Annotated in this window: 15 protein-coding genes; all 15 read left to right on the top strand. The window is 38.9% G+C overall.

What is annotated here, in order from left to right; all coding sequences use genetic code 11:
* Positions 1-257 precede the first annotated feature (257 nt).
* Positions 258-4,637, top strand: a complete 4,380-nt coding sequence (locus tag K7B07_RS08435) for a CusA/CzcA family heavy metal efflux RND transporter (RefSeq protein ID WP_223708899.1) — start codon at positions 258-260, stop codon at positions 4,635-4,637.
* 16 nt (positions 4,638-4,653) lie between these two features.
* Positions 4,654-5,883, top strand: a complete 1,230-nt coding sequence (locus K7B07_RS08430; protein ID WP_223708898.1) for an efflux RND transporter periplasmic adaptor subunit — start codon at positions 4,654-4,656, stop codon at positions 5,881-5,883.
* A gap of 74 nt (positions 5,884-5,957) precedes the next feature.
* The gene (locus K7B07_RS08425; RefSeq protein WP_223708897.1) at positions 5,958-6,308 is read left to right on the top strand and encodes a SpoIIAA family protein; all 351 of its coding nucleotides are present in this window, start codon (positions 5,958-5,960) and stop codon (positions 6,306-6,308) included.
* Positions 6,309-6,452: 144 nt separating this feature from the next.
* The gene (locus tag K7B07_RS08420; RefSeq protein ID WP_223708896.1) at positions 6,453-7,328 is read left to right on the top strand and encodes a bestrophin family protein; all 876 of its coding nucleotides are present in this window, start codon (positions 6,453-6,455) and stop codon (positions 7,326-7,328) included.
* 16 nt (positions 7,329-7,344) lie between these two features.
* Entirely contained in the window at positions 7,345-8,241 is an 897-nt protein-coding gene (locus tag K7B07_RS08415) for a cation diffusion facilitator family transporter (protein WP_223708895.1), read from the top strand.
* A 111-nt stretch (positions 8,242-8,352) separates the two neighbouring features.
* Positions 8,353-8,568, top strand: coding sequence for a hypothetical protein (locus K7B07_RS08410; RefSeq protein WP_223708893.1), 216 nt, complete (start codon positions 8,353-8,355; stop codon positions 8,566-8,568).
* Complete coding sequence (locus K7B07_RS08405) at positions 8,568-9,167, top strand: LTA synthase family protein (RefSeq protein WP_223708891.1); 600 nt, start codon at positions 8,568-8,570, stop codon at positions 9,165-9,167. Before K7B07_RS08410 ends, K7B07_RS08405 begins: the two co-directional genes overlap by 1 nt.
* 71 nt (positions 9,168-9,238) lie before the next feature.
* Positions 9,239-11,758, top strand: a complete 2,520-nt coding sequence (locus K7B07_RS08400) for a heavy metal translocating P-type ATPase (RefSeq protein WP_223708890.1) — start codon at positions 9,239-9,241, stop codon at positions 11,756-11,758.
* A 262-nt stretch (positions 11,759-12,020) separates the two neighbouring features.
* On the top strand, positions 12,021-12,731 hold the full coding sequence (locus tag K7B07_RS08395) for a DUF2490 domain-containing protein (RefSeq protein WP_223708888.1): 711 nt from the start codon (positions 12,021-12,023) through the stop codon (positions 12,729-12,731).
* A gap of 41 nt (positions 12,732-12,772) precedes the next feature.
* The gene (locus K7B07_RS08390) at positions 12,773-14,221 is read left to right on the top strand and encodes a S41 family peptidase (RefSeq protein WP_223708887.1); all 1,449 of its coding nucleotides are present in this window, start codon (positions 12,773-12,775) and stop codon (positions 14,219-14,221) included.
* 145 nt (positions 14,222-14,366) lie between these two features.
* Complete coding sequence (locus K7B07_RS08385) at positions 14,367-15,251, top strand: phosphatase PAP2 family protein (RefSeq protein ID WP_223708885.1); 885 nt, start codon at positions 14,367-14,369, stop codon at positions 15,249-15,251.
* Entirely contained in the window at positions 15,238-16,821 is a 1,584-nt protein-coding gene (gene eptA / locus K7B07_RS08380) for a phosphoethanolamine--lipid A transferase EptA (protein ID WP_223708884.1), read from the top strand. The genes K7B07_RS08385 and eptA overlap by 14 nt, the downstream gene beginning before the upstream one ends.
* A 758-nt stretch (positions 16,822-17,579) precedes the next feature.
* Positions 17,580-19,883 (top strand): TonB-dependent receptor, encoded by a 2,304-nt coding sequence (locus K7B07_RS08375; RefSeq protein ID WP_223711351.1) that lies wholly within the window; start codon positions 17,580-17,582, stop codon positions 19,881-19,883.
* Positions 19,884-20,499: 616 nt separating this feature from the next.
* Complete coding sequence (gene traK / locus K7B07_RS08370) at positions 20,500-21,120, top strand: conjugative transposon protein TraK (protein ID WP_223708882.1); 621 nt, start codon at positions 20,500-20,502, stop codon at positions 21,118-21,120.
* Between the two features lie 3 nt (positions 21,121-21,123).
* Positions 21,124-21,606 carry a hypothetical protein gene (locus K7B07_RS08365; protein WP_223708881.1) on the top strand — a complete coding sequence of 161 codons (483 nt, stop codon included), beginning with the start codon at positions 21,124-21,126 and terminating at the stop codon, positions 21,604-21,606.

The raw sequence follows: 21,606 nt of genomic DNA, 5'->3' as shown, positions 1-21,606 counted from the left end.
TTGTTGTATTTCTGTGCCTAATCTAGGCATTTAATTTCCCTTCATTTTAATTTCTATCAAATGATATGGCTAAAAAATCCAGATCATTCGATGGCGGCAATATCAAAAGAAAGAAGACCCGTAAAAAGGTCAAAACGCCGCTTTGGTTACGAATTATAAAATACTTTTTTATAGTCGTTGGTTGTGCTATTCTAATACTGGCTACCATCGAAAGAATCATCCATTATATATCTCATATTAAACAACTTAAATAAAGTATGTTAAAAAAAATCATTGAGTTTTCGATTAGAAATAAATTGGTCATTGGGTTGTTTACGCTCGGCCTGATTGCCTGGGGAATATATTCCCTAAAAAAACTTCCGATCGATGCTGTACCAGATATAACCAATAATCAGGTTCAAGTAATTACATTGAGTCCTGCACTTGCAACCCAAGAAGTCGAGCGACTCATTTCTTTTCCGGTGGAGCAAACAATGGCGACAATTCCGGAGATCGAACAAGTGCGGTCCATATCGCGTTTCGGTCTGTCTGTTGTTACCATTGTTTTTCATGATGACGTTGATATTTATTGGGCTCGCCAACAGGTTAATGAGAAACTCGCTGAAGCCAAAAACAATATACCTCCAGGCTTGGGTAATCCGGAAATTGCTCCGATCTCTACTGGACTGGGAGAAATTTATCAATATGTTGTTCATGCAAAAAAGGGCTTTGAAGAAAAATACAATGCAAGAGAATTACGGAGCATTCAGGACTGGATTGTCCGAAGACAACTATTAGGAACTCCCGGTATCGCTGAAGTAAACAGCTTCGGCGGCTTACTAAAGCAATACGAAATAGCGTTGGATCCGGATAAACTTAGAAGTTTTAATCTAAGTATCAGTGATGTTTTTGCTGCGTTGGAGAAAAATAACCAGAATACTGGAGGTGCATATATTGATAAGAAGCCGAACGCTTATTTTATCCGAAGTGAAGGGCTTGTTGAAAATTTAAAGGATATTGATCGGATTGTTGTGAAGAACACAGCAAATGGCATTCCGGTATTGATCCGAGATATCGCCACTGTACAGATTGGAGCGGCCATTCGTTATGGGGCTTTAACAAGGGCTACTAAGGAAGGCCAGGGAGAAGCAGTAGGAGGAATAGTTATGATGCTGAAGGGCGCAAATGCGAACCAGGTAGTAAAACTAGTTCAAGAAAAAATTGATCGCATTAACAAGACCTTACCCGAGGGGGTTATAGTTGAATCATACTTAGACAGAAGCGCGCTGGTTGACCGGGCCATTGGGACGGTAGCCAAGAATCTAATTGAAGGGGCGCTAATAGTGATATTTGTTCTGGTTCTTTTTCTTGGCAATTTGAGAGCGGGTTTGGTGGTTGCGTCTGTGATTCCTTTGTCAATGCTGTTCGCCATTGCTTTGATGCAAGTCTTTGGGGTTTCAGGAAATCTAATGAGCCTTGGGGCGATAGATTTTGGCCTAATTGTAGATGGCGCCGTAATTATTGTGGAAGCGACCATGCATACGCTAGCTGCACGAGGAATCATAAAAGTATACTCCCAAAAGGAAATGGATGAGAAGGTGGAAAAGTCGGCTGTGCGAATGATGAGTGCAGCAGCTTTCGGACAAATTATCATTTTGATCGTATATCTGCCCATTCTCGCATTGGTAGGAATCGAGGGAAAAATGTTCCGTCCGATGGCCCAGACAGTATCATTCGCGATTTTAGGAGCTTTTATTCTTTCGTTGACGTATGTTCCTATGGTGTCTTCGTTACTATTAAGTAAGAAAGTATCTCACAAAAAGAACTTTTCGGATCGCATGATGGATTTTTTCCAGCGTGTTTATTCACCAATGATCCATGCTGCATTACGCAAGCGTTTATTGGTGGTAATTTCCGCGGTAGCGCTATTAGTGATAAGTGTTTTCGTATTTATGAGGATGGGAGGAGAATTTATTCCAACTCTTGAAGAAGGAGATTTTGCCATAGAGACACGACTTCTGACAGGTAGTTCGCTTTCTCAGTCCATTGACAAGGTCAACCAGGCGTCCAAGATTCTGGTGGATAAGTTTCCTGAAATCACAGAGGTTGTTGGAAAAGTCGGTGCAGCTGAGATACCAACGGACCCGATGCCAATGGAAGCAACCGATCTTACAGTTATTCTCAAGGATAAGAAGGAGTGGGTAAGTGCGAAAAATAGAGAGGAACTGGCAGAGAAAATGACAAAAGCGTTGGAAAATATACCCGGTGTAACCTTTGGGGTTTCCCAACCTATCCAGCTTCGCTCGAATGAACTCATTTCTGGTGTTCGTCAGGATATTGGTATAAAGATATTTGGTGACGATTTACAGGTACTCACTGATATTTCGCAAAAAATAGGTAAAATAGTTAGTACTGTTAATGGGGCAAAAGACCTTTATCTGGAACAAGCCACTGGTCTGCCGCAGATCGTGGTTAAAATAGATAGGGATGCGATAGCGCGTTACGGCTTGAGTATAGAAACGGTAAACCAGGCAGTTAGTGCCGCGTTTGCCGGACAAAGCGCTGGATTAGTTTATGAAGGTGAACGCCGGTACGATTTGGTTGTCCGGTTATCTAAAGAAAATCGCCAAGATATCAAGGATGTAAAGAATATATACATCACTTCTCCCAACGGGGACCAGGTTCCGTTAGATCAGTTGGCCTCTGTTCAATTTCAGGTGGGTCCTAATCAGATCCAACGGGAGGATACAAAAAGAAGAATCATTGTCGGCCTTAATGTTCGGGGACGCGACATAGCAAGTGTTGTGGAAGAGATTACTCAAAAGATAAATAAAAGCATAAAGCTTCCCGCGGGATATTATATCACCTATGGAGGTCAATTTGAAAATCTGCAGGAGGCCAAGCAAAGGCTTTCTATTGCAGTCCCGGTGGCTTTATTACTTATCCTTTTGCTCTTGTATTTTTCTTTTGGATCTGTAAAACAGTCGCTTTTAATCTTTAGTGCGATTCCCATGGCGGCTATTGGAGGTGTATTTGCTTTGTTAATTCGTGGTATGCCTTTTAGTATTTCTGCTGGAGTTGGATTTATCGCCCTTTTTGGGGTAGCTGTGTTAAATGGAATCGTACTGATTACTGAATTTAACCGACTTAAAAAGGAAAATATGTATGAATTAAAGGATATAGTCCTTAAAGGCACGGCGATCCGGTTAAGACCCGTATTGATGACCGCTGCTGTTGCGTCACTCGGTTTTTTCCCGATGGCTATTTCTACTGCAGCTGGGGCGGAAGTTCAAAAGCCACTGGCCACTGTGGTGATAGGCGGGTTAGTTACATCAACTATACTTACACTTATTGTATTGCCTGTTTTGTATACGTATTTTGAGACCTTTAAAGGCAAGATCAAGAAAACAGGGCCAGTTGCCACAGCAATTATTTTGGGCTTGCTCTTAATTTCTCCTACAGTTAAGGCACAAGAAGTCACAGGTAAGCCGCTAACAATGCAAGATGCGATTTCAATCGCACTCCAAAATAACCAAGCTGTCAAATCTTCTCAATTGCTCATTCAGCAACAGCAAGCCCTGAAAGGAACTTCGACAGATCTCGGTAAAACTAATTTTGGATTTCAATATGGTCAGTTCAATACGGGTTTTATAAATGATAACAACATAAATGTGCAGCAGAGTATACCCTATCCTGGACTGTTCAGCAGTCAGAAGAGGCTTAGTCAGGCAAAAATCGAAGGAGCAAAGGTTAACCTGGAAGTAACCAGAAATGAGCTAGTGTATCAGGTAAGAAACACTTACACACAGTTAGCCTACTTGCTTGGGTTGAGAGAATTGTATCAAAATCAAGATACAATCTATCGCAACTTTCAGAAGGCTGCTTCATTGAGGTATCAGTCTGGTGAAACAAATCTTTTGGAAGAAACAACCGCTAAAACGCAGTATAATGAAATTCTCAATCAGATGGCAAAGAATGAGGCGGAAATAGCAATTTTTACTGCTGAGCTGCAGCGTTTGTTAAACAATAAAGACAGCGCTAAAATATCTACGACTGAATTCAGAAAGTTGTTTTTTGATTTAGAAAAGTTTGACAAGACCGTGGCATCTAATCCTATTCTGGCTTATCAAAAGCAGCAAATTGAAATTGCGGACAAAGCCATTGGAGTTGAACGCGCAAAGGCTGGGCCAGATTTCAATGTTGGTTATTTTAATCAGTCCATTAAAGGGAATTACACCGTAGGTGGACAAAATCAATACTTTGGAGGAAGTAAACGATTTCAGGGATTACAGGCCGGCATTTCGATACCGTTATTTTTTAAACCATACGGATCGCGTATAAAAGCTGCGAAGATAGAACGAATGGTTGCAGAATCGGAATACAATCTCTATGAAACCAATTTGTCTAAGCAGTTTAGTCAGGCGTATCAGGATATGATCAGAGACAACCGAAGTCTCGAGTATTACGAAAAGAGCGCTCTTCCTAATGTCGATCTTATTTTGAAACAAGCACAAATTGCCTTTCAAAATGGAGAAATTGCCTATGTAGAATTTCTGCAAGCGTTGCGCACTTACACGGATATCCGCTTCAACTATCTTGGCACTGTAAATCAGTATAATCAGTCCATATTCAAATTACAATATCTAATTGGTCAATAATATTAATTATTTCAGAATGAAAAGAAATATCAAACTAAAATGGTGGTTGACTTGTATAGTTTTTACTGCCTTGTGGATTAGCTCATGCGGAAATAAAAAATCTTCAGAAAACGCAAGCGATCAAAAAAAGACAGAAACGCACGATGAAAGTATCGTAGAGCTCAACCAGGGACAGTATCAGACAGCAGGGATTATTTTAGGATCTCCTCAGAAAAGACCATTGAGCGGAATTCTGAAGGTAAATGGATATATAGATGTTCCACCTCAGAATCTTGTTAGTATAACGACTCAAATGGGAGGAATTGTTAAGTCTACACCGCTGCTCCAGGGAAGTCAGGTGAGAAAAGGACAAGTCATCGCGGTTTTGGAAAATCAGGAATATGTTCAAATGCAGCAGGATTACCTGGAGAGCAAGAATCAATTGGAGTTGGCCGATTCAGAATTTAAACGTCAGCAGGCATTGGCAGAACAGAATGTAAATTCGGCGAAAATATTGCAACAGGCAAAGACGAACTATCAAAGTCGATTAGTACAGGTGAGCGCACTTAAAGAAAAGCTCCAGCTTATCAATATAAACACCGAGAAACTATCCGCAGCAACTATTCGAAGCAGGATTGAAATATATTCGCCAATTACTGGTTACGTAACAAAGGTAAATGTGAATTCTGGCAAGTTTGTTAACCCGAATGATGTAATGTTTGAGATTGTAAACGCTTCTAACCTGCATGTGGAGCTTAATGTTTTTGAAAAAGACGCAAGCAAGATAAAGCCAGGCCAGAAGGTACATTTTACTTTAACAAACGACACAACTGATCGAACAGCAAAGGTACAACTGGTTGGCAAGGAGATTAATCCAGATAAGACAATTACCGTTCATACGATAGCAGATGGCACAAGTGGTCACTTTATTCCTGGCACTTATGTAAAAGCGTTTATTGAAACAGGTAGTACGGAAGTGTTATCACTGCCAGAAGAGGCTGTTGTTGATTTTGAGGGCAAGCAATATATTTTTATCAATGCTGATAGTTCAGGAAACACACCAGAGAGGTCAGATACAGTAAACAAAAAAAGCCCTAACCAAGAGCAGGTACATCGATTCCAGATGGTTCCCGTGGAAGTGGGTATCTCTGATGCCGGTTTCATTGAAATCAGGACCCAGGAAGGCTTGGACGTTACAGGAAAAGTTGTTTTGAAGGGGGCCTATGATCTATTGTCCAAAATGAAGAATAGCGAAGAGGAAGAATAGATATTTAAAGGGTAATATTTTTTCATCTAAGTATGTTCAGCCATAGCTGTACATACTTAGTTAATCAATAAGAGATGTTAAAGATTCTTGGTCAATCGCAGGGAAACATAATCGCGATAAAGGTTGTTGAACATTTCGCTAAAACAGATTACCGGGCGTTGCTTCCTATTATCGTAAATCGTCATAACGCATTTAAACAAATAAAGTGGTATATCGAAATAGAAAGTTTTACGGAGGATGAATTAAAGCGGTTCATCAATAGCCTAAGATCTGAGTTTGAGTACAATGAGAAGTTTGTAAAGATTGCGATGGCTGTTGATGAGAAGTGGCAGAATATGATATCGACATTTGTAACTCAGACAACAGGAGTTAGATTTTTTTCTTTGGGGGATAATGTTAGTGCGTTCAATTGGTTAAAAAGCTAGAGTATGTGATGCCCATACTCCACTCATTTTTTATATGACATAATACTAAAGGGGGCGACAATCTGAATTCAGAGTTTATGATAAGTAAATTTCACATAAGCAATAATGATTATTATGAGCGCTATACATGAATAACTTATGCTATTGAATCGAAAAATATCGATTGGGTATTTTATCAACAAAATTAAGGGACAAATCGTCCTCGTTTCGGCATTTGCATTAATCATAGGACTGCTGGATTGCCTACCGGTATTTCAGAAAACCATGATCCCGTTAAGTGTCCCTACTCTTGTGGGAACGGCTGTTGTGATAATACTTACGTTCCGGACAGCACAATCTTATGAAAGATGGTGGGAAGCACGGGCCGTTTGGGGTGCAATTGTCAACGACTCTCGCACTTTCATCCGGCAGTTGATTCAGTGTATACCTAACCGGGACAGGGATACTATTAAGGATTTTGCAGACCGGCAGATTATTTGGGCTTATGCGTTGGGCGAGGCCTTGCGTCTACGCGGTTTTTCTCCCAGAGTTTTGGCCTATCTTAAAATCTATCGTATTAGTTCAGTCAATATTCCCAACGCACTGTTGGAAGCCCACTCGACTGAAATAAAGCAGCTTGCCGGAAATGGGGTGATATCTGATATACAGCAGGTACAATTAAATGAAACTTTGGCAAGACTTTGTGACAGCATGGATAAAAGTGAACGGATAAAAAATACCGTGTTTCCAAGATCCTACAGTATTCTCGTACATACTTTAATTTATGTATTTGCTGCTATTCTTCCTTTCGGATTGGAAGAATCACAACTTGGTGTAGAGATGGTAATAACAATTCTAATTCCAGTATTATTCATTGCGATTGAAAAAACAGCTATCCTCATGCAGGATCCGTTTGAAAATACGCCAGTTGATCTGCCCGTGACTTCTTTGGCAGAAACAATTGAAATCAACATCAGGCAAATGACCCAAGATGAGAATATTCCAGCAAAGACAGAAAGCGATTCATATTTCGAAATGTAATTAATACTAAAAAATTATGAGTGATACAAATAAGCAAGCAGTTTCGGCCGGAAGTAAACACAAAAAGGCGCTTCTTGTTGTGGTTTCTTTGAGCGGAACCTACCTGATCGCGGAAGTAATAGGTGGTATTGTCACTAAAAGCCTGGCATTGCTTGCTGATGCAGCTCACATGCTCACCGATGTTGTTGGGCTACTCTTAGCATTTATTGCCATTAAAATTGGCGAAAGGAGAGCCAATGACCAGAAAACATTTGGTTATTATCGTTCAGAAATTCTGGCCGCGATGATCAATGCGGTAGTGTTACTTTGCATTTCCATTTATGTACTATACGAAGCATGGCAAAGATTTAAAAACCCGCCAGAGATTCAAAGTAAGTCAATGTTGATCGTTGCTGGTATCGGGCTAATTGTAAATATCGTTGGAATGATGATTCTTAAAAAAAGCACGGGTAAGAGTCTGAATATGAAAGGTGCTTACTTTGAAGTTCTTTCAGATATGCTTACCTCAATTGGTGTGATGATTGCCGGCATAATAATGCTTACTACTGGTTGGTATTATGCAGACCCTCTCATTTCTGCAGCTATTGGTTTATTGATTTTTCCGCGAACATGGAGATTGTTGATGGAGGCAATAAATGTATTATTGGAAGGAACACCAAAGGATGTAAATATCGCTGACTTACGCAAATCGATGGAACAAGTATCTGGGGTAAAAGGAGTACATGATATACATGTTTGGGCGCTTACATCTGGAGTGAATGCTATGAGCGCTCACGTTCTTGTTGGTTACTGTGAAGATTACAATGCTCTGCTAAAAGTATTAATTGAAAAGGTGACAACAGATTTTAAGATCAGCCATACTACTTTCCAGATAGAAACTGAAGGATACGCTGTTCAAGAAACTCACTTGTAAATAGAAGTTGTTTGACTGCTCCTATTCGGCAGATGGTTCGTCAAATGCAAAACAGAGTAATAATATTAGCACCCGTATTTTATATACGGCGGCGATGGTTATTTCGATAATATGAACGATTTCTTCGGAGGTCAGGGATTTGATATTATAGATAGGAATAGAGGAAATCCTTTGTCAGATCAGATTGCGGTAAAGCGGTATAATATACCTGACAGTGAAGTGAGTTTTGAAAACGCCTGGGGTGTTTGTGACGAAGACTTATATAAACAGGCGATTAAATATGTAGACAAAAGTTCTGCGAAAAATACGCCATTTTTCAATTTATAATGACTACTTCCAACCATAAGCCATATACTTTTCCTAAAGGAAAGATTGACCTGTCCCAGGGTAATCGCGATGCCGCTGTCAAATACACAGATTACGCACTGGGAAAATTCATTGATGCTGTAAAAAAGAAATCTTGGTTTAATAATACAGTATTTCTTATTGTAGCGGATCATTGCGCAAGTAGTACCGGTAAATGGGAAATAGATGTTGCAAAGCATCATATTCCTGCAATTATCTATAATCTTTCCGATCAAGCCAAAATCATCAATAGATTAACCTCGCAGATTGACCTGATGCCGACATTATTTGGATATCTGAATTGGAGTTACAATACAGAACTCTATGGATTGGATATCAACCAAATACCAAACGGTGAGGATCGGGCATTCATTGGCAATTACAGAACATTGGGAATGCTGAAAGGGAACCTATTTACACAGCTAGATGACCGCAAGAGAATAAGGCAATTTAATGTTTCTGAAAAAGACAGGTCTTTAAATGATGTTAAAGATCAAAACAAGCAGATGATTTTAGAGACTATTTCAAATTATCAAACAGCAAGTGAACGGTTTAAGAATGGAAAGATGAAAGTGAATTAGCATATCCGCTATAATGAGGATTAATGGGAAGTGCAATTTTGCAATAAAATCGGCCCCTTAATTAAATATAAATGAAAAAAACAGAAATAGATTTGGATAGACTTCTGCCGGATATTCCGGATGAAGGAGACTGCTGTGTTAAGCGAATGATTGATTTGTTAGAAGGAAGACAAGGAATTGAAAAAGTGCATTTAAAGACAAAGGGAGGTCAGGAAAAATCACGATTTTGCTTTCATTACAACCCTGCAATTATTTCCCTAAGCCGTGTCCAAAAGCTAGCTGCGGATGCGGGGGCAGATTTCACAAAAAAGTATGGGCACCTTTTAGTCCAACTTGAAAATGTACGGCATCCCCGTCATGCAAGAGTCATAGAAAACGGCTTAAAAAGGATAAAGGGGCTTACAGAAGTATCTGTTTCCAGAACCGGGGTCATAAGCCTGGAGTTCGACAAAAACCAAACAAATGAAAAGGAGGTTTTCAAAGTTATAAATGGTTTTGGCCTTAAAATCCTGGATGTAAAAAATCAACACGATCATTTTGGAAAGCATGAAGGTGAAAATATGGAGCATACACATAAGGAAGATGGTACAGGCAAAGATAGTCATGGGCATGACTATAACCACGATCATGACCATACGCATGACCACAAGGGTATTTTTGGAAAAAATTCAGAACTGGTTTTTAGTATTATATGTGGAGCCCTACTCGGTATAGGTTTCGGGCTATCATTTATTACAGGCCTATCTGAATGGATTCCAAGGGGATTTTATTTTGCAGCTTACTTTTTTGGCGGCTTTTATGTCACAAAAGAGGCTTGTGAGGCGATTTCCAAGGGGGAATTTGAAATAGATTTTTTGATGCTCGTTGCTGCTGTTGGAGCAGGTGTCTTAGGTCAATGGGCGGAGGGAGCTTTGTTATTGTTTTTGTTTAGCCTGGGGCATGCCTTAGAACACTTTGCGATGGAAAAGGCTCGTAAATCAATTGCGGCATTAACCGATCTCGCTCCAAAAACTGCCTTGCTCAAGGTTGGCGAAAACGTTAGGGAAGTACCTATAGAGCAATTAAAAGTGGATGATATAATCATGGTGCGGCCACATACGAAAATTGCGGCAGATGGAATAGTTTTGGCAGGAAACAGCAGTGTTAACCAGGCACCTATTACGGGAGAAAGCATCCCTGTTGATAAGTCTGCCATTGATAATTCTGATCAGAATATTTCAGATTCTAATAAGTTAGATACCGAGCATCGGGTTTTCTCTGGCTCGATTAATGGAACTGGGTCTCTTGAAATAAAGGTTATGAAACAGGCAAGTGATTCCACAATTTCCCGGGTAATTAAAATGGTAAACGAGGCTCAGACGCAAAAATCACCCACCCAACAGTTTACCGATAAATTTGAAAAATACTTTGTTCCCTCTGTGCTTATTCTTGTTGCTTTGCTTTGTTTCGCCTTTCTCGTTCGGAATGAAACTTTTAATGAAAGTTTTTACCGCGCAATGGCTGTCTTAGTGGCAGCAAGCCCCTGTGCATTAGCAATCTCTACTCCAAGCGCCGTATTAAGCGGTGTAGCACGTGCTGCACGCGCCGGCGTGTTAATAAAGGGCGGGCGTCCGTTGGAGGATTTAGGTTCTTTGACTGCGTTAGCGTTTGACAAAACGGGTACCTTGACTGAAGGCAAGCCAAAGCTAACTCAGGTTGTCCCCCAAAACGGTATTAGTGTAGAGGAGTTACTAAAAATCGTTGTTGCTGTCGAAAGCTTAAGTGACCATCCTCTGGCTAAGGCTATTGCAAGAGACGGAAAGGCACGTCACAATAATGTCCGGCTACCTAAAGCTTCGGATGTAGAAGCAATAATGGGTAAAGGAATTAAGGCTATTTTAGAAGGTGCTACCATCTATATCGGAAACCTTACTCTCTTTGAAACACTTGATGACGTAAAGCCGTCGAAAGACTTTCTTAAAACTGTTCATCAATTGGAGGAAAATGGGAATACCACGATGATAGTTAGAAAAGAAAAAGATTATATCGGTATGATAGCTGTCATGGATACACCTCGTGGAGAAGCAAGAAAGACGCTTGTTGCACTGAGGCAAGTAGGTATTCATAGAATGGTAATGCTCACTGGAGATAATCAGAAAGTCGCCGAAGCTGTAGCTAGCCAGATTGGTATCACCGACGTACTAGGCGGACTTCTTCCAGAACAAAAGGTTGAGGTAATAAAAAAAATCCGCCGAGAAGAAAATAAGCTGGCAATGATAGGCGATGGCGTAAATGACGCTCCGGCTATGGCAAATAGTACCGTTGGGATTGCAATGGGGGCCGCTGGTTCAGATGTTGCGCTGGAAACAGCAGATATTGCTCTTATGGGAGATAAATTAAACCTACTCCCATTTGCAATTGGTTTGAGTCGTAAGGCTAAGGGGATTATCAAACAAAATCTTTGGATAAGTCTGGGAGTTGTGGCCATGTTGATTCCCCTTACAATTTTGGGTATCGCTACTATCGGACCAGCTGTTATCGCGCATGAAGGTTCTACACTAGTTGTTGTCTTCAATGCGCTACGGCTGCTTGCTTATAAAAATGATCAGTGACAGATCTCAATATACAAGCGAGTTCAGTTGAACGTAAAAGCTGCAAAACGGTTTGAAATGGTGAGACTGTAATACGGATCACAAATGAACATAAAGTCATTAATAGAATAGATACAGTATATCAGGGTGATCCCTGAAATAACCCTTCAGCAATGCGACTTTCAAATTGATTTAGGTTGGGCCAAAGCATTTAAAAATCAACTTGTTGAAATTCAAAATAAAATATATAATAAATAAATGCTTTTTAAATTACTTACACTGCATGATCCGAAGATTTTTATTTCAGGCATTTTCATCGGCGTTAGCAAATTTATGTCTGGCGCAAAGCGAAACAAACCCTGAGCATCTTTCGGGATTTATGGCTACGTCCGTGACCTACAATTATGCCCCGAAATGGATCGCGTGGATGGAGCTGCAGGCACGATCCATTGAGCAATTCAAAACCATAGACTATTATGAAGTGAAAGGAGGAACGGGCTATAATTTCAATGCCTATAACCAGGCGCTGATTGGGGTTGGACGCTATGCTACCTATGGACAAAAAAGCCTCTCCCAGGAAGAATTAAGGCTTTGGCTGCAATACACGTTTAGTCATGCTATTTCAAGAATTGATTTTGACCATAGGTTAAGAGCGGAGCAGCGGTTCTTTCATCAACTGAAAACAGAACAAAGATCAAATGATCAGCGATACCGGTATCGTTTAAGCGCGACAATACCTATCAACAGGAAAAGGGTAATAGCAAAAACATTTTTTGTAAATACTTTTGATGAACTGTTTTTGGGTCCCAAAGAAAATGCATTTAAAAGAAACCGCGTGTATTCAGGAATCGGGTACCAGTTTAATGGGAATATTGGAATAGCAACAGGGTACTTATGGCAACGGGAGTTATCTCGATCTGGCAACAGAAGCCTGCATTTTATCCAGCTGGCTGCAAATATTGTTATAGATCGCTGGGGTGATAAGGATAACTAAAAATTGTATTTCTGGTGTACGTTCATCTCAAAAATTATAAAATGCGTAGTATTTTTTTTGTAGTAATCTTGCATTCATTTATCCCTATCACGAATGCTCAGCCCAAATACGCAAAGCAACAAATCATCGAGGATTTGAAAATATTGAAGGACATTATAATTGAGACAAATCCTATCTTAACGAAGGAGCAAAAAGATAGTATAGAGGGAAAACTCTCTCAGGCGCTAAGAATGTTTCCTGCTGATAGTGCAAGTAGTGTTGAGATGATAAAATACTTTAAATCTCAAAATATTAATACCTTTTATGATGATCACGCCAATATTATTTTGGGGGAGAAAGCCCTTCCAACATCAGCAGCTTTCTTTCCCCTTCCTTTATACAGTATTGATAGCGCTCTTTTAGTAAATATTGAAAATGGTCCCGTCCCTTACGGTAGTATTATTGAAAGTATCAATGGTCTTCCAATAGCTGAAATCGTAGGTAAACTAACAAAAGGTAATGAGCAAGGTAGCTTTGGCAAATACATGTTGAACACATCCTTCTCTTTTTTATTTTTTCTCGCTTATGGTGCTGCAGACAAATTTGATATTAGTTATAAAGATGATATAAAAAATACAAAAAGAAACAACGAAACTTGTAAGGCAATAACTTTAACAGAAGCATTGAAAATGAATAGTGGTGCGATCTTCCCGTTAAATCGCAATAACGCTCAAAATCAAGTAAACATACAAACGCAATTTGATAACAACTCAAAGACATATTATCTGAAACTGAATTCTTTTGGATTGTCAGAGGGCAATGATAGCTCCCTCGCCTATCTGCAATTTCTGAGTTTATTTAATAAGGTGTTTATGGATATTCGACTAAAGTCTGCAAAAACTTTGATTTTGGATATTCGGGGTAATCCTGGTGGTAAAATGGAGATACCGGGTTTATTATTCTCTTACTTAAGGGATACCGTCTTTAATGAAGTGCTTTATGAAAAGATGCCACCCATGAAAAATATACCATTCAAGTACTTAAAAACTATTGACAATAATTTTATTGGATCAAAAAGTGAACTTCGAAAGCGGCTATATCGTTTGTACGACGGGTTTAGCGAAAATCAGAGTCAAGCAAATAGAATAGTGATATATAAAAGGAAGCCCAATCCATACTTTTTTTCCGGAGATACCTACCTGCTGGTAGATGGGGGTACCTTTTCAGCTGCTGCATATTTTGCGGCGTTGTTTAAGGTATATAAGCGAGGCTCAATAATTGGCTCGCCGATTGGAGGGCCTCTTAATAAGATTACTGCCGGACATCTTTTGCAATATGAACTTCCTAATACAAAGGTTGTTATAACCGTTCCTTTGATGTTGATAACATTTGGCAAGGATAATTTGGTAGACGAATATATCACACCTGACTACTTGGTACCTTTTCAACAGGAATATCAGTATTTTCTTTTTAAGAAAGACTGGGGCAAAGATATTAATACAATTCCATAGTTTGTTCATCTGTTCTTAGGATGCCTATCATCAAAATAATTAGCCGAAGTGAAACGAATTAATCAACTATCTATAATTACAGCTTAACGAACATTTTTCCCTTCAATGGCAGATCAAGTCGTAGTAATAACTATTACAAGTAAACATGGACAAGCAAAAAAAATTTACAGTTTTTAATAGTTGGATTGGTGCATTCGCCATCCGGAGCAACAATATCATTAATAACTATTCAAGGCTCAAGGTATTTTTGTTTATTTTACCCGCTTTTTTACTGGCTTCAATGGTCTTGTTGCTGTATAGTCAAAATGCATTAAATGTTGACAGATACATACAAATTCAAGAGGAAACCTTCTTTTTTATTAATTATAATCTGGGACAATATCCAAATCTTCAATTTAACCTTACCCAATTGGGCGATGCACTCATTTTTTTATCTTTTTTGAGTATTTTTATTGTGTATGCACCAAAAATCTGGGAGGCTTTAATACCTGGCTTGCTGGTTTCTGCGCTGTTTTCCTGTTCGCTAAAAAAGATATTTGTGGTACCTAGACCTGCAGCACTATTCAATAGTAATAGTTTTATTATCGTCGGGAAAAAATTATCGGGGTTTAACAGTTTACCTTCGGGGCACTCCATTACCATTTTTACGATTCTTACCGTGTTATTGTTTGCATTTACACCTCAAAAGCTGAAGTATAAAATTCTTTTTTTTCTTTCCGTAATCATCATAGGTTTGGTGCTTGTCTTTACGAGGGTGGGTGTAGGAGCGCATTACCCGCTCGATGTCATCACAGGAGGTATTATAGGGTATATTTCGGGGCTTATAGGTATTTTTATCAGCCGGAAATACAAATTTTGCACATGGGTTAACAATAAAAGATTCTATCCGATATTTATTCTGTTATTCCTGATTGGTTGTGTCATATTAATCAACAAAATAATTAATGAAAATCTAATAATATTTTATTTGTCACTTGCCAGCCTGGTTGTTTCACTGTATAAAATTATTACTATTTATGCTAAAAAATAATTTGAAATTAAAGCAGTTTTATAGTACAAAGCTAAAGCCGCTCTTTAATTTAAAGCTAATCCAGTTTGCCTTATTAATGGGTTTTTTGAATTTCCTGTTCTTTCATTTTCCATTCTACACCTTTGTTTTTAATAACGTTGATTATAAAAGTTTAAACGGTATTATTATAATTGCAAGCCTAATAATTCTCATGTTGGTTGCAAACGCTTTTGTTTTTTACCTGATATTCTTCCTCTCGCGGTTTGTTGGGAAATTTTTATTGGTTTTAATATTTATTCTCAATGCAATTGCCCTTTACTTTGTCAATACTTACCATATTATTGTAGATGGAATTATGATGGGCAATGTGCTCAATACCGATTACGGAGAAGCCAGCAGTTTTTTTTCTATTAAATTGATTATATACATAATCCTATTGGGAGTTATTCCTGCCATTTACATCATTAAAGTAAAAATAACAAGCGTTTCGTTAAAGCGGTTTTTAATCACCTCCTCGCTTACTTTATTATTTATGATTACGCTGGCATTTATTAATTCAAGTAATTGGCTATGGATTGATAAAAATTCAAAACAATTAGGAGGGCTTGCGATGCCCTGGTCCTATTTCGTAAATACCGGTATTCATTATGTTCATCAATACGAAAAAAATAAAAAAGAAATTTTATTACCAAATGCAACATTAAAAGATAGCGCTAAAGCCGTTGTAGTCTTAGTCATAGGAGAATCTGCAAGAAGGGAAAACTTTTCTTTGTACGGCTACTCAAGAAACACGAATCCACTACTTTCCCAAACTCCGAACCTATTTCATTTTGACGCCACGTCCTGTGCTACATATACTAGCGCAGGTGTAAAATGTATTTTGGAGCACGCCCCTACCAACGATTTGTATGAAATCTTACCCAATTATTTATATAGAAATAATGTAGAAGTTATATGGAGATCCACCAACTGGGGAGAACCCCCTGTTCATATTCAAAATTATCAAAATAAAGATGGGTTAATGCAAAATTGCAAAGGCGACAGTTGTAATTACGACGCAATCCTTTTAAGTGGCCTGAAAGAACAAATCCTGATCAGCAAAAAAAATAAAATATTAGTTGTCCTGCACACAAGTACAAGCCATGGTCCTACGTACAGCAAGAAATACCCTCCGCAATTTGAAACCTTTAAGCCCGTTTGTAATAGCGTTGAATTGGGAAATTGTTCTCAAAAAGAACTGATTAATGCCTATGACAATACTATTGTCTATACTGACTATCTCTTACATAATGTAATTGAAGATTTAAAACAATTAAATGGCTATAAAAGCACAATGATTTTTGTGTCGGATCATGGAGAATCTTTAGGCGAAAAAAATCTATATATGCACGGGGTGCCTTTGAGTATCGCTCCCAAGGAACAATACGAGATCCCATTTATCGTCTGGTTATCTGATAGTTCAAAACAACTCAAACCCAATAAACAACTGACCCAAAATCATATATTTCATAGTGTTTTAAATTTTTTAAGTATCCAAAGCCCCATTTATAATGAAAACATGAACATTTTTAAACAGTACACTAAAAAATAGAGATATTTTTTTTAGGTCTTTGCTTGGGCGTATTACCCTGTATTTAAAGATTTCTAGTAAAAAAAAATGCCGCTTAAAATAGGCGTAACGCCACGAATTGCATTGATCCTTACCTTTATAGACTTATCATAAGCGAAACTAATGTAGGAGCCATTCTGACACTGTTCTAGAAAATTTTATATTCTTAGGCTTATTTTACATTATCGAATCAAATTAACTGGATATGATATTTAATTAGAAAATACTGCATGAAAATCGATAATCTCCAAAAAAGAGAGAAAATAATTCGCCTAGGATTAAGAAATTTTGGCGAAATATTTCCCATCTACTAATATCTCACCATAACCGCCCTTGATTAGGTACAAGAGGAAGGAAAACTAACCAGATCTTTAAATTTTGATTTGTGCTTGAATTCGTCAGTACTACTAGGCAAAAGCTTTTCCCAAATAGCAAAGAGAATATTTTGATTCAATTAAAACAACAGTTTCTCCTAACTCAAAAATTGATATTATTCGATGGTAGATATTTTGGAACAAACTTCATTTGCTGGACAAATAGCTAGAGCGTTTTACCAATATGACTTTTCTGCTGCGTGGCATTTATATATACCTCTATTTAAAGCGAGTTAATTTTTCGCTTATCGTAAATGGTTATTCCCATGATTTAATACTTTCGAATCGTTACAACTAGTAAATAATATTTTAATGTTTATGAGGGAATTTAGACATCAACATCAAATAGTGATATTTTTTGTGTTAATGTTAGTAGCCAGCGACCTGTTGGCGCAGTCCGGAGCGATAAAAGGAAGGGTAATTACGAGCGATCATCAGCCCGCATCTTATGTAACTATTACTGTTGTCAACACTAACCGGAGCGCCATAACCGATGAAGCCGGTTTTTACACGCTTACTAAGATCCCGATTGGAAATTATGAGCTGGAAGCTTCTTTTATCGGATACGAAACCTTAAAAAAATCGGTAACTGTTGCTTCGAACAGGACGGTGGCAGCCGATTTTCAGATAACCATCTCCAATAGCCAGCTACAGGAAGTGATCGTTACTAATTCTAAAAACAAATTTGTTTACAAATCCAGTGAATTTGTGGCACGTATGCCTTTGAAAAACCTGGAAAATCCCCAGGTTTATAATGTAGTAGGCCGTGCTCTCATACAGGAACAGGTTATTATAGAGCGTACCGATCTTTACCGTAATATCCCCGGTTCTGTTCCTAACTTTTCGGCTGGTGGTTCTATGGGATTAAGCATGAGAGGCTTTTCTACAACCATCGGTATGAGAAACGGTATGGCAACCAGCGCCATTGTACCACTGAATCCTGCCATATTGGAGCGCATTGAATCTATAAAAGGTCCTTCCGGCACTCTGTTTGGTAGTAACAGAAACGTAACTTTTGGCGGTGTTTATAATTATGTTACCAAGCGCCCTTATGAAGAATTTGGCGGAGAAATCAGCGTTGCAGGTGGCAGTTATGAGTTTGGCCGTATATCGGCCGATATCAATACACCTATCAATAAAGATAAAACAGCTTTATTTCGTATCAATGCAGCTGCACAATCGGAAGGCAGTTTCCAGGACCAGGGATTTAATAAGAACTACACGATCGCCCCTACTTTTTCTTACCAGGTGAATGATCGTTTAAAATTCATACTGGATATGGAGATGACTCGTGGCAATTATACCGTTGTTTCATTCGGCCTTGGCAACCTGACCAATATTACCGCCAGGAATTTTAAAGACCTGCCGCTGGATTATAAAAAATCTTATATCAATAACAGTGTTGATGTAAACAACGGTATTAATAATATACAGGCCCAGGTGGAATATAAGATATCCGATAAATGGAAATTACAAACCAATTACCTGTACTCGGTAGGGTACTATAAAAGCCTATACTGGACTGCTCTTAATATGGTCAACGATTCGATGTATTCGAGAGTGGTCAGAAACCAGACCCCTGAAACCTTTGGCAACATAGAAGTACAGCAAAACTTCATCGGCGATTTTAAGATCGGGTCTATTCGTAATCGCCTGGTAGCAGGTATCGACTATAACCATAATTATAATGACCTGTACAGGGCTACTGTCAATTTCGATGTGATCAATATACGCCAACCTTTAAAAGGCATGAGCATACCTGCGCTGGATTCTATGTCGGCAAAACAGGGCTTTTCAACTACCTCAACAGTTGCCAAAAATGCAAGCGTTTACGCCTCTGATGTGGTAAATATTACGGATCATTTACTGGCAATGCTTAGCTTAAGAGTGGACCGTTTTTCTACCAAAGGCACTTATAATGCACTAACCGGCTTATATACCGGTGCCTATGAGCAAACTTCCTTATCGCCCAAGTTTGGCATGGTGTATCAGGTTATCGCTAACCAATTATCAGTGTTCGGGAACTATATGAACGGATTTGTGAACCTGGCGCCGGTAACCCAGCCCGATAATACGATCCTTGTATTGAAACCTCAATACGGAAACCAATTAGAAGGAGGTGTGAAATTTGACCTGTTCAATACACGGCTGGCAGGAAGCATCAGCCTGTATGATATCAGCGTTACTAACTCAACGCGTACAGAATTGATTGATGGAAAAAATTTCACATTCCAGGATGGTACCCAGCGCAGTCGCGGTGTGGAAGCGGAGGTAATTGCCAACCCTATTCCCGGGATGAATATAGTAGCAGGCTATGGCTTTAACGAGAACAGGTATCGCAATGCGGCACCCTCCCTGCAAGGTAAATATGTAATTTTTAGTCCGAAGAATATTGGTAATCTCTGGGTAAGTTATTCCATCCAGGAAAGTAAAGCCAAAGGACTGGGACTGGGTGCCGGTGTGAATTATGTAGACGACTCATGGTTTGATGCCGCCAATAGTTTTAAAGTTCCCGGTTATACCTTGCTCAGCGCCTCGGTATTTTACGATGTTTTAAGATACCGGTTTGCATTGAAAGGAAACAATCTTTCGAATGAGCGGTATTGGAATAATAACGGAACACCGCAAAAACCCTCCAATTTTATAGCCAGTGTCTCATTCAAACTCTAAAGGCAGGTTTAAAAAAATCATTCAATGATTTCATCTCGGGCTCGGATTAGTACCGGGCCTTTTTTTATCAAGGCTCTTATGGGGTATCTATGCTTTTCAACCGGAACACCGAGGTTTACGTAACCCTAGCTTACCGTAACAAGAGAGAACAGGGCTTAACCTCCCGTTTAACAGTTGAATGTAATCGCTGCAAAACAACTGCCTTAAAAGAAACCTACCCGGACTTCTAAAATAATGACAGATACAGAGCCTTTAATCAAAAAGCCATTTTTATTATGGGGGTACATTCCTGAACATTTTTAGCGTAATCATGATGAAATCTGTTTGATTTGCATGCGTATTTATTGTTTTGAGACGCCTCAAATACAACATGTTGGCCTTGAAGACAATCATACTATTTAAACTGTTTGTTTGCATTTAAGATCTAGTGCTGATACCATAGGTCCAAATATTCAACAAATATTTTTATTATTTTATTGGCTTCTGATATCCACCCTTCCTGTACTTAATATCTCGGTTAATTCTTTAAAAATTTTTCCCACCTACCAAAATCTCACAATAACCGCCTTTTTGTAAGCTCACTTTTGTTCCTGTTTACAACAACAATAATGGGAACATGATCAAACAGTTAAAAAATATTGACACCGCCTTTAAGCATATTCGATTGTTTACTGCTGTACTAATCCTTGCGAGTACCTTATTTGCCGGGTTCTGCTTTTACTACTGCATTAAAAAAGTGAGTGAGGCGCAAAGCTCTATTTATGTTATTGCTAATGGTAAAGCGCTTCAGGCAACGGCGTCCAGTCGAAAAAACAACCTTGCTGTAGAAGCAAGAGACCACATTCGGACTTTTCATGACTGCTTTTTTTCCTTCTCGCCTGATGATAAGGCTATTGAAGAGAGTATTCGCAGGGCGCTATACCTGGCAGATGAAAGTGCAAAACAACAATACGATGCGTTGAAAGAAAAAGGATTTTATGCGAGCATTGTAAGCGGTAACATCAGTCAGCAGGTTATTTATGATAGCATTTCTCTTAATCTGGATCAATATCCATATCATTTCCGTTTTTATGGGAAACAGCAAGTCATTCGCTCGAGTGCCACCATTACGCGTAACCTTATTACAGAAGGCTATCTGCGTGAACTCAATCAACGCAGCGATAATAATCCACATGCTTTTCTTATAGAAAAATGGTTCACCATAGACAACAATATTCTTTCCACTACAAGAAGGTAAATCATGTTCAAAATAAAAAGGAGAATACAAAAGCTTGGTACACAATCGGACCTATTTCATCAAATCGGTAAAAGAAGTGCAAAAGGCCAGCGAGATTGTGCGGAATGGATGCATCGGAAAACGAGGCATTGGGAAAAAAAACAGCAGAAAATTTTCTTATTTGTTCTTTGCCTTGTTCTTGGGGGCACAAGCACCTACAGAATAGTTGAACTATTTGAGGGCCAGGAGAGTATTTCTACCTCAAATAAGATAAGGCAACAGCCATTGCCTCGACTGATCCGGCCGTCAGAACCTGTTACATTCCCAATGATCACCGATACCGCTGTTTTCTCCCGCTTCCGGGTGTTCATTGACAGTCTCTTCGAAACACCAGAGGGCAGAAAGCAATATGAACAGTTTTTAAAAGAGCGGCCAGGGTTCTTAGATAGCCTTGCCTTTGCCGAAAAAATCTCAAAACAATCATTCCCTAATCAAATAAAAAAATAA

Source organism: Niabella beijingensis (genome assembly GCF_020034665.1).
Classification (GTDB): Bacteria; Bacteroidota; Bacteroidia; order Chitinophagales; family Chitinophagaceae; genus Niabella; species Niabella beijingensis.
Note: the sequence above shows the minus strand (reverse complement) of the source record. Positions and strands in the feature narration are given on the sequence as shown.

Bases quoted from the DNA above. Each gene is read 5' to 3' on its own strand.
- K7B07_RS08435 (WP_223708899.1), top strand. From the start codon at position 258: ATGTTAAAAAAAATCATTGAGTTTTCGATTAGAAATAAATTGGTCATT.
- K7B07_RS08430 (WP_223708898.1), top strand. From the start codon at position 4,654: ATGAAAAGAAATATCAAACTAAAATGGTGGTTGACTTGTATAGTTTTT.
- K7B07_RS08425 (WP_223708897.1), top strand. From the start codon at position 5,958: ATGTTAAAGATTCTTGGTCAATCGCAGGGAAACATAATCGCGATAAAG.
- K7B07_RS08415 (WP_223708895.1), top strand. From the start codon at position 7,345: ATGAGTGATACAAATAAGCAAGCAGTTTCGGCCGGAAGTAAACACAAA.
- K7B07_RS08410 (WP_223708893.1), top strand. From the start codon at position 8,353: ATGAACGATTTCTTCGGAGGTCAGGGATTTGATATTATAGATAGGAAT.
- K7B07_RS08405 (WP_223708891.1), top strand. From the start codon at position 8,568: ATGACTACTTCCAACCATAAGCCATATACTTTTCCTAAAGGAAAGATT.
- K7B07_RS08400 (WP_223708890.1), top strand. From the start codon at position 9,239: ATGAAAAAAACAGAAATAGATTTGGATAGACTTCTGCCGGATATTCCG.
- K7B07_RS08395 (WP_223708888.1), top strand. From the start codon at position 12,021: ATGATCCGAAGATTTTTATTTCAGGCATTTTCATCGGCGTTAGCAAAT.
- K7B07_RS08390 (WP_223708887.1), top strand. From the start codon at position 12,773: ATGCGTAGTATTTTTTTTGTAGTAATCTTGCATTCATTTATCCCTATC.
- K7B07_RS08385 (WP_223708885.1), top strand. From the start codon at position 14,367: ATGGACAAGCAAAAAAAATTTACAGTTTTTAATAGTTGGATTGGTGCA.
- eptA (WP_223708884.1), top strand. From the start codon at position 15,238: ATGCTAAAAAATAATTTGAAATTAAAGCAGTTTTATAGTACAAAGCTA.
- K7B07_RS08375 (WP_223711351.1), top strand. From the start codon at position 17,580: ATGTTAGTAGCCAGCGACCTGTTGGCGCAGTCCGGAGCGATAAAAGGA.
- traK (WP_223708882.1), top strand. From the start codon at position 20,500: ATGATCAAACAGTTAAAAAATATTGACACCGCCTTTAAGCATATTCGA.
- K7B07_RS08365 (WP_223708881.1), top strand. From the start codon at position 21,124: ATGTTCAAAATAAAAAGGAGAATACAAAAGCTTGGTACACAATCGGAC.